This is a genomic window from Bradyrhizobium sp. CB1015, assembly GCF_025200925.1.
Taxonomy (GTDB): domain Bacteria; phylum Pseudomonadota; class Alphaproteobacteria; order Rhizobiales; family Xanthobacteraceae; genus Bradyrhizobium.
The window spans coordinates 1345123-1359137 of the sequence record NZ_CP104174.1 but is presented as its reverse complement, the minus strand read 5'-3'; the positions used below and the strand labels follow the sequence as shown (position 1 = coordinate 1359137).

Sequence of the window (14015 nt, the reverse complement as noted above, 5' to 3'; positions counted from 1 at the left end):
CGTCCAGACTATGTCGCATCAGCAATCAACTTTTTGTCCGACTCCTGCTCAGCAGACACACGCGAGCCCCTACCAAACACGCTCAGCTTGCGCGATGATCGTCCAAACTGACGCATGCGCGGGCCCAGCAATACGCAAGATACGATGCCGAATAGCGCTCCGGCGCCTCCCACAGCAAGCGCAAGTAACGGGGCTGAGCCCGCTCTTGCTGACTGAGCCGCAGGAACTACCGGCGCGGCAGACTGCTCGATTGGAGCGCGCTCGACCGGCACGAAGACGACCGCGACCTTGTCATAGGACAGGCCTTCAATGCTGTTTGCGACGAGCATCTTGATCTGCGGCAACAGTGCCGAGAGCTTCGCGCTGGAGCCATGGCGAATGAAGACCGAGGCGGAGGACGGGGTCGCATCTTGTCGCAACAAGTCGTTCTTCGGCAGAACGACGTGGACGCGTGCTGAAAGGACGCCATCTATATCGCTGATCGTGCGCGACAATTCTTCGCTTAGAGCATAAACGTAACGTGCCCGCTCCTCGATCGGCGAGGCAACGAGGCCCGATCCCTTGAACACCTCGCCGAGATTCTTGAAGGATTGGCGCGGCAACCCTTCGACATTTAGCAGGTCAATCGAATAAGCGAGCTGCTTTTCCTCGACCTGGATTGTACTGGTCCCGTCCTTGGCGACAACACGGACAGCATCAACGCCCTTGCTAAGGAGAAGCGCGAGCATCTCATTAGCCTCGCGCTCCTGAATTTTGGTGTAGAGATCAGCCTTACAGCCGATCAGCGAGAGGAGAAGGGGCATCGCGAGACACACGCGAAGCCGCCGCCACGATTGACGGCCGCCACAGCTAGCCCTCTTCATATCGCCAGTCATCAGCTTATTCAGCCGGCCGATAGCAGCTTGTTTAGCGACGAGCTGACAGCGCTGGTGCCCTTAGAGACGAGGGAAACCTGAATAACGTCCCTGTATACGTCTCGCAGATTCGTCATCATCGACTCAAAATCGGCTCCAACCGGTTTAACATCCGCATGTGCACCGACGTTATCCGTCTGCAAAAGCGGCTGCGTAGCCGGTCCAGGCTGTACATTAGTCACGGCAGCCGACGCAACCGCCGGAGGAACGGCGCGGCCCTGGTACATACTGGAAAGGGTTTGGAGGATTCGGTCACCCGGCGGACTTGCCAGCACATTCGTGCGCTGGACCTCCAATATCGGCGAAGCCGCTACGGGCCGATCCGCAGGCGGGAGAGCAGATCCCTGATTTGCAGATACTTGCGCTAGGGACTGCTCAAAGCCCGCCTGCTCGCCAGCAGCTGCGGGCGAGCAGGCACTGGAAAGACAGTCGGCAGGACTGGGAGAGATCGGCGTTGCGCCTAACAACATGGAATGAGTCATTGTGCTCGTGTGGTGAGACCTAGGCGTTAACCGATGAACCGATCAAGTTCATAGGCTGGCGAGCTGACGAAAACCTGACGGAGATCGGTCTGACTACGTCATCTAAAGATCACTTTTCGCTTTCAAGCTAGGACCAAACTCCAACTTGATGATGAGCGGAAGGCGTCCGGGAATGCTCGCGCGATCCACGATCGTACATATTCTAAAAAGAATTTTTTGTGCCGGCGTTTTTGTCTGTATCGGGATAATGCGCTCGTCTGCTGCATCCCTTTCGCTGCCGTCCGCCCCTTATAGCTACACTGTTCTCGATCAGGATCTTCCTGCGGCGCTGCAGGAGTTCGGCAACAATCTCAATATCAGGGTCAATGTCAGCGCCGAGGTCAAGGGCCGGATTCGCGGACGAATGCCGGACCTGCCGCCACGAGAATTCCTTGATCGTTTGACTAACCTGTACAATCTTCAGTGGTATTACGACGGGCTCGTCCTTTACATCTCCGCCGCCCACGAGGCGCAAAGCCGGCTCATCGTATTGAACCCGATCAGCTTCGATGCGTTCACCTCCGCGCTCGACGCGCTCAACATCTCGGATGAGCGCTATATCGTGAAACCGGCTCCGGGAGAGGGCCTCATCCTTGCTTCTGGCCCACCCCGATTTGTTGCGCTGGTGGACCAGACCCTTAAAGGCCTTGTGGCGGAAGCGCAGGCCCGGCGCGGCCCCGTCGCAGCCGAGAGGCCACAACGCGAGTCGGTTTTGATGTTGTTTCGCGGTTCCTCGAGCACGGTCTTGCGAGACGGGCGGCCGGAAGGTTCTCCCGAAACGCCGCACCATGAGGGCACTTTGCGCGAAACCGGTCCAGGCCAGAAGTGAGGTCGAAGATGCAAAACCGCTCCGAGCAAAGTCGGTCCGTCCGGCGTACGCCTATATTCATCCGATCGTCAGCTTTTCGAAAGCTACGGTCCCCAGCATGAGCCTGCGAGGTCTGGACGGCTGCCTTGCTTGGGGCAACCCTGATAGAGGGATCAGAGACCAGGCGCTCAAGGGAAATTAGGTAGTGCTGTCTTTGCAGGCGGCGCGAGTATTAAAAATCAATGTGGGCCTCCGCACGTGTGCTTCCGAGCTAGCCGAGGCTTCGCGGAACTCGATGCGCGTCATCAGTTGGAAGGAGGAACAGGGTGGATTTCAATGCAGTCGCCCCGGCGAATACGAGCCCGGAGCCCGACGCAGCACGGACGGCTTCAGATGCAACCGAATTCGACCGGCAGCTCAGCGACGCACAGGCTCCCGCTTTGGCGCAGGGCGTCGCCCATCCACTGCTGCAGGGCGAGGCTTATTCACCCTATCTGGACGCGGGCCATCCCTACTCTCCATACTTTGATACCGGACACCTGTATCCGCCTTACAAAGATTTAGCGCATCCCCATTCGCCAGACTCGGGTTGGCAGGATAATCTAAATGCCGCGCCTGCGGCTGACGCCGCGCCTGAGCCGGAAAACGGCCGGCAGCATCTCTCGCCGCAGACCATCGCTCAGGCGATCGAGGAACATCCCGGCTTCGATCAAGATCTGATATGGCAGAATCTGGATGTCGACCCGTCTGATGCCGAGCCACGGCACAGTGAGCCACAAGCGGGCCCATCGCATGCAGGACCATCGCACACCGCCCCTTTTCAGGGTGAGCCGTCGCACGCCGGCCCCTCCCATGCCCGGCCATTGCAGGCGGGACCGGCCCAACCTGGGTCTTCCGCAGCTCCGCCAGAACTTTCCGAGTTCCGTATGTGGGACGGACATCTCGCCAAGGACTATTGGGTGTTTACGCCTCAAACAGCCACCGGCGCTCAGATGGACATGCTGGAGCGCAGCGGAGTGAAGCCAAGCAAAGACAACCCGACAACAGTTTTCGCCATTCTCGGCGTGCCTCATACGGCCGAATGGAGAGAGGAGGACTTCATTCGTCTCACACCTTCGCTAGATCCGACCCTTTGGCCTGAAGAGGGAGGGCAAGACCAACCTCTAGATGCGGAAGATCCGCCCATCCCCTAACGGCTGCAGCCGTGCAACGGAAGGGCGATCTCCGCGGGGCCGACAAAGACTCAGAGATCGCAGGACACCTGGTGAGAGGCGAGCTTGCCGGCGGGTATTCGCGGCCACCCTTCTCTTTTCCGGCCACTCCTAAGTGCCAGACCAGCTCGCGAGGGGTAGCGGCCAAATCAAAGACCGCGCGAGCCGAATGCGTGAAACAGTTCTCAATGGTTCGCTGAGAACACAATGGCCCGCGGAGAAGAACATCGCAATTTAGCTGCGAAATCAGGTCTGGCGCGCCGGACCCGCGAGTACGGTGCGATTTAAGAGCACCGCGAGACGTTCATGCCGTCGAGATGAGGGTAAGGGCGTTCCGGATCAGGAGAGTCAGGGTATGACCGACCCCCTGAGCACCTTCAACATCGAAGTGCTTGCTCTGCCGCTTGTCCGCCGTTCCTTGGCGAACGATTGATCATTCGCAAAACGAGGACTCTAGCATCCGGCGGTAACGGCCTGCTGATAACAGCTCTCAGTGACGTATGCCCGCGGATCATCCAAAGCATGATCATCAGAGATCGACGGATTGATCCGCGAAAACTCTGTTCGGCACCCCAAGGTCTCTCATCTCCTTTTTGCAGCCGGGCCAAAGCAGCCACTTGCACGCGATGGCCTGTTTCAGAAGCCGGGCAAGGCGCACCTCCGTCGATAGCTTTTTAGCTCGTATCGTGAGACAGAGGCCAGCTCTCTACGGCAGCCGAGCGCAGATGCCCATCCGATCCACTGGCCCTCAGTCGCGCCTGGAGCCGGACCGATGCGCGCCGATGTTCCTGGAGACAACAGCGGCCGAATGATTCGAACCGGCACCGTCCTTTGCGCATCAAACTCCAAAGGCGCGGAGCCACCCGAGATCACTGAGCGCAGGAATCACAGCATTAATCCAGCCTCACTCTTCGTCAGCTTCTTGCAAGCTGTCCCTGCTAGAACGGCGGGAATAGGTCATCTCGCGGCGCCGCCGCTATCTGGGTTTTATGACATGGACACAGGCACAGCCGATATCGCAGCAACGGCGCCAGAAGCTGGCACAAACACCGACAACGCCGCGAACGGCGGCGACAACTCGCCCGCAGCATTGTTGCAGCGAGCCTTCGAAAAGGCTCTGGTTGCCGTCGCCACCCAGGTCATAAGCGATTCCCAGTCAGATATGGATGACGCTATGAGCGAGCTAGATGATGGGTGAAGGCCCGGATTATCAGACGCGCACAGGGAAGACTCTTCGGAAGGCAAGCCGAACCGAGAACGACCGGGCGAAGCAGCCGACTTGGCAAACCAGCCGCTAGACGCGTCTTAGGTGGTCCTCCAGGTTGGCGGTGCGGCCGGTCGCAATCCGATCGCACTGGGAACTCTCGGAAGACGCCGCAGCGTCTAGCTAGGCGGGCATACGCCACACTCTTCGATGCGGATTCATCGAGTGCTTTTCAGTCAGCAGGTTTCAAGCGGAACCAACCGCTTCCCCATTGATGATCAATTCCGTCAGCTGGCTGTCCTAGATCGGTTCTGGAGCCGCCCGCGAAATTGGGCGTCAGAGAGACCCTCTGAGATCATAAAGTCGGCAGCTTTGGCGCTCGCTGCGCGCATACCAGCACAGCTCCTGGACCGCTGAGACCAGCATCGAAAAATGTTGCGGGTACCTGATCAGTGAGGTCATGGCGGGTCTGTCGGTACGATTGGCGCCCAAGCTTAGACAGCCCCGATCGCGAGATGAGAGCGGCGATCCAGATCGATACGCCGCCGCACCTACTATCTTCATCTGCCTCGCCGAACACGAAAAGCGGGCGCTAACGCCCGCTTCAGTGACTTACCCACAAGCTGAGAACGCTTCGCCAGGCTTGCGGCCAACTCAAGCGTCCGACGGTGTGCCTGGATTCTCATTGCTGTCGATGATCGCCTGGTTAACCTGGCGTCCAGACCGATCGACCCAGCCCGAGCCTGGTTGTTCATAAATCGTCTGGGCTCCATCCGAAGTCAGCTGATCAAGCGTACGGCCCGCATTTGACTGCGTCACCTTAAGGTTGTTCTTACCGTCGAAGCGGTCTCCAAGACCTTCGACGACCATGGCATTGTCGCCGTTGGTAATGGTCAGCTTCGATGCCATCGTTTTGCCGTTGCCGATATCAACGGTGTCGATGGTAATTTTCGTGCCGTCGTCGAGCTGGAAGGTCATGTTCTTTTTGAAGTCAAAATCGATCTTGCCGTCACCGTCGGCATCGACGTGGGGGTCGCCGTGGATCGCTGTGATCTTGCCCGTTTGATTGTTGCGAATGAGCACCGTTCCGTCACGTTCGTCCACCAGCATCGAATACTTATCACCAAGCTTGATCTCGGCCCTGCTGCCCCTGACCTCATGCGACCAGACTGGCGCCGGCTGAGACGACTGCGTCGGTGCCTGGGCGACCGCAACAGGCACCATCGCAAGAGGCGGCGGCGGCGGAGGAACGAAGAAGACGGGGGCGGTAGAGGCAGGCGCTGCGCTTGCATACTGGTAGTTACCAGGCCCGCGCCCTTGTTCGCCTGCATCGATGCTCGCCTGATTCACCGCGCGTCCGGCCCCATCGACCCAGCCTTGGCCACTCTCATGGATCGTTTGGGCACCATCGGACGTCAGCTCGTCAAGCGTCATACCAGCATTGGACTGCGTCACCCTTAGATTGTTTTTGCCATCCTTGTCGTCGCCGAGCCCCTCGACAACCATCGCGTTATGGCCGTTCGTAATGGTAAGCTTTGAAGAGATGGCCTCACCATTACCGTAGTCGACGTTATTGACAGTAATTTTCGTGCCGTCGTCGAGCTGAAACGTCATATCCTTCTTGAAATCGAAGTCATCTTTGCCGTCTCCGTCGGCATCAACGTGGGGATCGCCATGAATTACCGTGACATGACCAGTCTGGTTGTTGCGAACTGTCCAGGTGCCATCCTTTTCATTGGCCGTAATCGTGTACTTGTCCCCAAGGTTGATCGTGGCCTTGCCATCCTTGACCTCATGCGTCCACACCGGATCCACAGCAGGCTCAGAATTTTGATTCAGCTGGCTCATCAGCATGGTGGGAGGAGGAGGCGCCATCATGTACGCTTGGGTCGTAACGACGGCTGGCGTCACGACGACGGGAACGGCGACCGAACTGACGAGGGCTGGTGAGGCCACCGGTAGGTACTGGTAGCTCGCCGGAGCATACTGTCCCAACAAGGCGTTGAAGGCGGGAGTGACAACCGCGCCTTCTGGCACCACTCCATTCATCGAGTCGGGCGCGCCCACCACCGGAAGACCGGCCACGGGAAGATACGGCATTTAGTTTACTCCTGTTGCATAGACGAAATCTGTAAAACTGCGAGCGCTACGCATAGTCAACCAAGGTACGCAGCTTCGATTTGCATGAGAACGCACCATTAGCTCATCCGAACGAACGACTGCTTCTCTTGCCAGAACCACCAGCCCTAATGAGATCTTCCTCTCGCCGCACCACGGTAACCGCACGATCACATCACCGCATTTAACTCACAAAGACTGTAGCCCGAATACCTGTCGAAAAGCTGACGACGATGAGCGAGCGAAGCCGCACGCACTTTGACATCGATCGCATGTGCGAGACGCATCCTTCGCTAAGCTGTATCGCAAGCTTCAACGCACCTGTCCGCAAGAATCGTCTGGTACCAGATGTGCCCCTATGTCTTCGCGATACGCCACGTCTGCCGGTCATCAACCAGTCATCTCATCCTCCCCGCGCAATCAGCGCTCCCGCCGGTCGTGCACATCATCTGCGAGCAGCGATCGATCGGTTGAGCACGCGCGCGCACCAGTCTCTCCGGCATTAGGATCTTCACGGAACCTGATTTTTCGCAAGCCGCCCATGTTAGCCAAGCGAGTCAAGCGCGGACTGAGACCCGCACAACTCTATGACCTTATCCCGCTTCCGCGCTCTATCCGGCAGGCCACGCGCCTGTGCAGGGTCCGCAAGGTAAACTCATTCCTGAACGCGCAGCTAAGCACCATCCAACCCGGCCTTGAGCCAAGCCGATTATAGGCGGGGCTGGGAACGCCCGGGCGAGCCGGTGATTGCGAGCAGATGCAAGGCTGCCGCAAAAGATCAACCCACTCGCCTCAACATGAGGCTCGTCAGCTTTTCGAAAGCTAGCGCCCCTAGCATGAGGCCGCTGAAATCTAGGCGAGCAGTCGTCTATTGAGCGCAACAAGACGAGGATAGGAGAATGCGATGATCGGAGAAATGATCGGAAGCGCTGCCGGCGGATACCTTGGCGGTCCTGCCGGAGCGGCCATTGGTTCGGCACTGGGCGGGACCGTGGACAAGGTCTTTGACAAGGTGGTCCACACCTCGGTGCCCGACGAGGGTAACCACTATAAGGCCGCAGACGACAAAGACGCCGGCGACAAGAGCGAGGTACAACCCAAGTCAGATACTCTCAGCAAGAGCCCGGAGCTGAACCTTGGGCTCAGCACGCTCGGCGGTACGCCCATGTTCCTTTCGATTCCTGCGATCATCTCGCCGGCCCACAACTCGTAACAAGTCAGAACCAAGGTTATCCTAACAGAAAGGTAAGTAGACATGGCAGTTGACAATGTTGGCGGAAATGGCGGCGCTGCTGGTGCCCAGCCGACGGGCGATACGGGCTTCCAGAACCAGATGGCTGAATTCGAGCGTGTTAGCCAGAAAGTTCAGGCCCAGGCCGTGGCAATGCGTCGAATCACGACCGAACTCTCGTCCGAGAAGAAGGTCGCCGACGAGCGCGTTCAGTAGTTCTGCAAGACGGGTGGCTCACCGCGTTGCTACCGTCGCCGCGCTGTGAATGACGAAATCTGGATGAGCCGTACGGCACTGCCGTACGGCTTCTCTCGTTATTCAGGAGGTTATCGTGAACGACTCTGTTTCGCTCGAGTTCGAGGTGCTTTCGGGGCTCTATACCGGGCTCAAGGGAAAGGCAGCGGGCGGCGAAAGCATTGTTGGCAGCGGCCTCGATGCCGACATGATCTTCGTTGAACAAGGGCTTGAACCGCATCACCTTCGGATCATCGCGCAGCGCGATTCGATTGAAGTCGAGGCGCTCGCCGCCAATATCAGCATAGACGGCCTCGCGAGCATCACTTCAGGTGAGAGCGTCAGAGTGCCCCTACCCGCGGTCATTCATGCTGGTGCGATGTCCATCCGCTGGTCGACAGAGGATGTCCAGCCAGTTGCTTCGAGCAAGCGCTCTCGCAGCTCGATCATCGCACTCAGCCTGGTTCTGCTCAGCTCTGTCGTGATCGGCACCGTCTCAATTATCCTCTCCCCCGGCGATAGGGCGGTGGTGCCAAGTACCCAGTCGTCGCGCGCCGTCGAGATTGCCACTAAGCCAACCGTCGATCATTTCGATCCGAGAGCTGCTGATGAAATGGCCGTATCGCTGCGGCAAGAAATCGAACGAGCGGGCCTTCTTGACGTTAAGATCGGGCGCGGCCCCGGCGTTGTGACCGCGGAAGGCACAATTGCGCCGAACCTCGTCGCAAAATGGAAAGAAATCCAGCAATGGTTCGATCGCCAAACCAACGGTACCACGACCCTTGTGAATGCTGTCACGGTGAAAGAGGAGAAGATGCCGTCTTCGATTGCTGTCCAAGCCGTCTGGCGCGGAAGCGAACCTTATCTGCTTATTGCCGGACAGAAGTATTTCGTCGGCGCGCTCTTAAGTAATGGATGGACCGTTGATCGAATTGAGGATGGACGTGTTCTGCTCAGTCGCAACGGCCGATCTGCTGCTTTGCCATATTAAAGTCTCTACCCTGCAAGAAAGAAGGAGAAGGCGATGGCTAGGCTGCCCCAGCACTCTGTAGGGCCCGGCACCTCATCGCAGGGATTAGATGCGGGCCAGCAGGCACCGGTCATCGGCTCGCCTCCCTCGCGAGGTGATAAACTCGAAGTCGGAGGCGTCCATGCGGATAGCGGCACGAAGCGCGCGTCGTGGCGGGATGCGGTTACGCATGATCTGCCAATTGATGGTGCGAGCGAAGCGGCGCTCGAGGTCAACTCCGTCGGCGCCATCCAGCGCGTCACTCTATTCGAAAGCGAAGCAGGGGCAAATGAGCTAGATCCGCGCGCGGTATTGGCTTCGCTCTATGGTCCCAATCTGTCCCGCGGACTACTCTCCTTCGTCGTTCCACGCCTCCGTCATCCGGACGTACTGCGCGCCGACAAGCATGGTGTTCTTCTGGAGCGCTTGACGCGAACGTTGGAGGCGACGCCGAATGACAAAACGGCGCGAGAATGTTTGGCAATCCTGCAGCAGGAACTACAGCGGCTATTAATGCTCCGGCAAAATCAAAACAGCTTAATCAAGGGCTAGCCATGGCCGATCCTGATGGATTGCAGCATGTGCCCGCTCCCCTGGAGCCAGAAGTCTCCAAATCCGGCGATATTCTGTCGATCTCCGGGCCGGAGCGCGACCTGCTTTGTGCGCTCTCGTATGTACATCTCGCGTGCGGGCAGAGCGCACAGAGTCTGGCTCTGTTGCGAATTGCAGCTCGCGAGCATTCCAACGACGTCGGTTTACTCCGCATCCTAGCTTACACGCTAATCTCCGAGGGCCTTGGCGACGAAGCACTCCACGTGTTGGACCGGCTGGACGCACTCGATACGCAACCCTCTTCCCGCATACCGATGACCCTGTTGCGCAGCCACGCCCTGCGTCACGCTGGCCGCATGCCCGAGGCTCGCGAGGTCTTCCAGCGCTATGTGTCACTGCGCGCGGGCAGGGCCCTCATCAAAAAGCAATAGGGATCTATCATGGCCAACGTCTTGCGTGACTTCATCGTGCGCGCTCCGGCCCACCCGGATTTCATGGTTGCCTTGATGCTGCTTCTGGCGATCGGCATGATGATCATGCCAATCCCAATCATCGTGATCGACATGCTGATCGGCTTCAATCTTGGGTTTGCCATATTGCTGCTGATGGTTGCCCTCTATCTCACCACACCGCTTGATTTTTCGTCCTTACCGGGCGTCATCCTGATCTCCACCGTATTCCGACTGGCGCTAACGATAGCAACAACGCGGCTGATCCTTGCCGAGGGCGACGCCGGCAGCATCATTCACACATTCGGCGACTTCGTCATTTCAGGGAATATCGCGGTCGGAATCGTCATATTCTTGATCGTGACCATGGTGCAATTCATGGTTCTTGCCAAGGGTGCCGAACGCGTCGCAGAGGTGTCTGCGCGCTTCACCCTTGACGCGCTACCAGGCAAACAGATGGCGATCGATGCGGAACTGCGCAACAGCCACATCGATCAGCACGAAGCACGTCGCCGACGTGCCGCCTTGGAGCAAGAGAGTCAACTTCATGGCGCGATGGATGGTGCCATGAAGTTCGTTAAGGGAGACGCGATCGCCGGGCTAATCGTGATCTGCATCAATATGCTGGGCGGAATCAGCATCGGTCTGCTCTCAAAAGGTATGTCGCTCGATGAGGCGCTGCATCAATATACGCTTTTGACGATCGGTGATGCGCTCATTTCGCAGATTCCGGCGTTGCTGCTGTCAATTACCGCTGCGACCATTGTCACGCGCGTCAACGGGCCCTCCAAGCTCAAACTCGGCGCCGATATCGTTCACCAACTTACCGCAAGTACGCAGGCGCTTAGGCTAGCCGCCTGCGTCTTGGTATTCATGGGGCTCGTTCCCGGCTTTCCTTTGCCCCCGTTTTTCGTGCTGGCCGTCCTGTTCGCTGCGGCAAGCTTCGTCAAGGTCGGCAAAGGCGACAAGCCTGCCGCTAAAATAGGAGCTAGCGTCGCTGCTTCGGCGCCGGCACCCGCAGCGGCCCAGAAGCAGCCGGTGCATGCGGAAGCACTTCCGATCGCGTTGTTCCTTGCACCGAACCTGACGGATTCGATCGACAAAGACGAGCTGGAAGAGAGCATTTCGCGTGTTTCAAGGCTCGTCTCGGCGGACCTTGGCATCACCATTCCGCGCATCCCGGCCCAGATCGGCGAGAGCTTGTCCTCGTCGCAATTCAGGGTGGATGTCGATAGTGTGCCAGTTGAGCGCGATGTGATCAATCCCGGGCACCTGGCGCTCAACGACGATGTGGCCAACATCGAGTTGAGCGGCATCCCCTTTCAGCAAGACCCGGAAACGAATCGGGTCTGGATCGAAGAACGGCATGCAGCGGCCCTCAAGGCCGCCGGAATCGGATATCATCGGCTGAGCGAAGTTCTTGCCTTACGTCTCCATTCCACATTGACACGCTATGCACAGCGCCTGGTGGGTATCCAGGAAACCCGCCAATTGCTCGCCCGGATGGAGCAGGAATATCCTGACCTGGTGAAGGAGGTGCTGCGTACGGCCACCGTCCCCCGGATCGCCGAGGTCCTGCGCCGATTGCTCGATGAAGGCATTCCAATCCGCAATACCCGCTTGCTCCTGGAGGCATTGGCAGAATGGAGCGAACGCGAGCAAAACGCCGTCCTGCTCACCGAATACGTTCGTGCTACCTTAAAGCGGCAAATCTGCTTTCGGTATGCGAACGCCCATCGCGTCGTGGTCGCCTTTATCATCGAGCGTGAGAGCGAGGAAATCATCCGCGGCGCAGTACGGGAAACTGCCGTCGGCCCATACCTCGTTTTGGATGAATGGCAGAGCGAAAAGCTGCTTGCACAATTTCGTCAGATCCATGCGACCATCGCGCAAAGTAAGAGCCAGCCTGTCGTCCTTGGGTCGATGGATATCCGGCGTTTCGTACGCGGTTTTCTCACGCGCAACGGGATCGACCTGCCTGTTCTATCGTATCAAGATCTCGCCGCCGACTTCACGGTCCAACCGATTGGATCCGTCAAGCTTCCCAAGGCGCCTTCCTCGCTTCTCACAGCTGCAAACTAAGAATGGGCAGCGCTTCCTCGTGACTAACCTATGAGATCAAATAGAATCAGGTGCCGCCGGTATTTGTGCTCCGCCAGTCCAGGGCCGCGGCCGGCTCTGCTTGCGATGCTGGCTAGTGTGCTGCTCGCTGGCTGCGCTGCCCCAGATAAGCATAGCCTTTCACCACAGCAGACGTCCACATCTGACCTCGCACACAGCGAAGAGATCGACCCTGCGGTGCGCGAGCGCATTTCGCACGCGCTCGGCCAAGATCCTGATGAAGGAGCTCTGCGTGATGCATTGAAGCAACAGCCGAACAACATCGATGCGGCGATTCCTCTTGCGCGAGCCCTGCTGGCAGGCAACCGTCCGAATGATGCGCTCGAGGTGCTCGACGGCGTATTATTGGCAGCCCCTGGCGACCTGCGCGCATTGAATGCCAAAGCGGTTGTTCTCGATCACGAGGGCCGCCATCAGGAGGCCCAAGAACTATACCGCCAAGCTCTCGCAGCGGAACCCGCAAACCCGATGCTGCGCAACAATTTCGGACTGTCCCTCGCCCTTGAACGCAAGACGGAGGCCGGCGATGCCAGCCCAGCACCGCAGGCGGGCGGCCGGCACGCATTGGCTCGTTCAAGATAGCGTGGCGATAAAGAGCGGGGCGGAATAGCGAAGTGATGCTCAGCTTGCCGACAGCTGGGCTTACTATGAACGCGGAACCTCAACCAGCGCAGCCCCCGTCGATACAAATAGAAAGTGTTATGTTTCAGCACATCATCAATCTATCTAGTAGCGAACGTGCTTCCGAGCCCGATGAAATGAGAACGAGCGCGACCGATGACTCTTCCTCCTACACGGATCGCCAAAGGTTCTCGGATGTATTCTCTAGTCTGAATTTGGCGCCATCGATCTCCTCTCCTGATGCAAGTTCGCCGCCAGTTCCGCCATACGCGCTGGTTGAAGAGCCGCCGGTCGTTGAAATCTCAAGATCTTCATTCGAGAGGAAGCTGGTGGACTTTTATGGAGCAGACATAGAGGATATTGCTGCTAATCCGCAGAGATACTCTCGCTGGGTGTCTCAAAAGGCTCAACGCACAGCGGACACCGCGTTTCGCTTCGGCACCAAGTCTATTTCGGAGAAAGCGCGATTTTTCAGCTATCAGCTCGCGAATAAGAGCGTCGGGCTTCTGAGAACGGAACCCGGAGGTCGCATGAGTGAGCTGTTCAAGGGCAACGATGATTGGCGCAAACAATTTCCTGGGCGAGATCAAATCACCTCAACGACAGCTTTCAGGGTTACTCATCCGCTCGTCGATAACGCGGGCGATATCTTGCTTGAACATCAGCTCCAGATCGATGGTAACAAACCGCTTGTTCTCTCCCACTCTTCCAATCCGGAAGCGAAAGCCCGCGCAGCAGCGTTGGGCTTTCTTGAGGTAAGTGACTCGATGATGGTGCTCGATCCCACCAAGCACGAAGACAAATGGAAGAACAAAGAAGGCAAATGGCAGCGAGCGGGTAAACCGCCTTTGTATCTTGCCGCGACTGAAGACAATAGCAGCAATGCCACGTGTACCGAAAGTATGGCAAAGCCCGCGAACGATCCGTATGATGATGACTATGACTTTATGTAGAGCGTACACGCACCACATGAAGAGCGATTGGCCAGATCAACTTTGGTGAGGTCAGGCTCGCACTGGACA

At 58.0% G+C, this 14015-nt stretch carries 14 protein-coding genes; 11 read left to right on the top strand and 3 right to left on the bottom strand.

Features of this window, described 5'->3' with window-relative positions:
• Nucleotides 1-8: 8 nt before the first annotated feature.
• Nucleotides 9-875 (bottom strand): type III secretion system inner membrane ring lipoprotein SctJ, encoded by an 867-nt coding sequence (gene sctJ / locus N2604_RS06215; protein ID WP_124163625.1) that lies wholly within the window; start codon nucleotides 873-875, stop codon nucleotides 9-11.
• 8 nt (nucleotides 876-883) lie between these two features.
• The gene (locus tag N2604_RS06210; RefSeq protein WP_199752391.1) at nucleotides 884-1384 is read right to left on the bottom strand and encodes a nodulation protein NolB; all 501 of its coding nucleotides are present in this window, start codon (nucleotides 1382-1384) and stop codon (nucleotides 884-886) included.
• Between the two features lie 184 nt (nucleotides 1385-1568).
• On the opposite strand from N2604_RS06210, the gene N2604_RS06205 reads away from it, so the two are divergent.
• From N2604_RS06205 to N2604_RS06195, 3 genes are all read left to right on the top strand, one after another.
• Nucleotides 1569-2264 (top strand): secretin N-terminal domain-containing protein, encoded by a 696-nt coding sequence (locus N2604_RS06205; RefSeq protein WP_260374198.1) that lies wholly within the window; start codon nucleotides 1569-1571, stop codon nucleotides 2262-2264.
• 305 nt (nucleotides 2265-2569) lie between these two features.
• Nucleotides 2570-3436 carry a hypothetical protein gene (locus N2604_RS06200; RefSeq protein ID WP_245333763.1) on the top strand — a complete coding sequence of 289 codons (867 nt, stop codon included), beginning with the start codon at nucleotides 2570-2572 and terminating at the stop codon, nucleotides 3434-3436.
• Between the two features lie 790 nt (nucleotides 3437-4226).
• Entirely contained in the window at nucleotides 4227-4652 is a 426-nt protein-coding gene (locus N2604_RS06195) for a hypothetical protein (protein WP_225114932.1), read from the top strand.
• Nucleotides 4653-5312: 660 nt separating this feature from the next.
• Here N2604_RS06195 and N2604_RS06190 read toward each other — a convergent pair.
• On the bottom strand, nucleotides 5313-6758 hold the full coding sequence (locus N2604_RS06190) for a DUF1521 domain-containing protein (protein WP_036031150.1): 1446 nt from the start codon (nucleotides 6756-6758) through the stop codon (nucleotides 5313-5315).
• A gap of 922 nt (nucleotides 6759-7680) precedes the next feature.
• On the opposite strand from N2604_RS06190, the gene N2604_RS06185 reads away from it, so the two are divergent.
• The 8 genes from N2604_RS06185 (at nucleotide 7681) to N2604_RS06150 (ending at nucleotide 13946) form a co-directional block, all read left to right on the top strand.
• A complete protein-coding gene (locus N2604_RS06185) occupies nucleotides 7681-7989 on the top strand; it encodes a hypothetical protein (RefSeq protein ID WP_036031147.1) in 309 nt (102 codons plus the stop codon).
• Between the two features lie 42 nt (nucleotides 7990-8031).
• Complete coding sequence (locus N2604_RS06180) at nucleotides 8032-8223, top strand: hypothetical protein (RefSeq protein WP_036014847.1); 192 nt, start codon at nucleotides 8032-8034, stop codon at nucleotides 8221-8223.
• A 115-nt stretch (nucleotides 8224-8338) separates the two neighbouring features.
• Nucleotides 8339-9232, top strand: coding sequence for a hypothetical protein (locus N2604_RS06175; protein WP_036031142.1), 894 nt, complete (start codon nucleotides 8339-8341; stop codon nucleotides 9230-9232).
• Nucleotides 9233-9265: 33 nt separating this feature from the next.
• Entirely contained in the window at nucleotides 9266-9802 is a 537-nt protein-coding gene (locus N2604_RS06170; RefSeq protein WP_158669809.1) for a hypothetical protein, read from the top strand.
• Between the two features lie 2 nt (nucleotides 9803-9804).
• Nucleotides 9805-10233, top strand: a complete 429-nt coding sequence (locus N2604_RS06165) for a M48 family metallopeptidase (protein ID WP_036031136.1) — start codon at nucleotides 9805-9807, stop codon at nucleotides 10231-10233.
• A gap of 9 nt (nucleotides 10234-10242) precedes the next feature.
• Entirely contained in the window at nucleotides 10243-12333 is a 2091-nt protein-coding gene (sctV, locus tag N2604_RS06160) for a type III secretion system export apparatus subunit SctV (protein WP_124163623.1), read from the top strand.
• A gap of 216 nt (nucleotides 12334-12549) precedes the next feature.
• The gene (locus N2604_RS06155) at nucleotides 12550-12954 is read left to right on the top strand and encodes a tetratricopeptide repeat protein (RefSeq protein WP_245333766.1); all 405 of its coding nucleotides are present in this window, start codon (nucleotides 12550-12552) and stop codon (nucleotides 12952-12954) included.
• Between the two features lie 119 nt (nucleotides 12955-13073).
• Nucleotides 13074-13946, top strand: coding sequence for an Effector protein NopP (locus N2604_RS06150; protein ID WP_245333767.1), 873 nt, complete (start codon nucleotides 13074-13076; stop codon nucleotides 13944-13946).
• Nucleotides 13947-14015 lie beyond the last annotated feature (69 nt).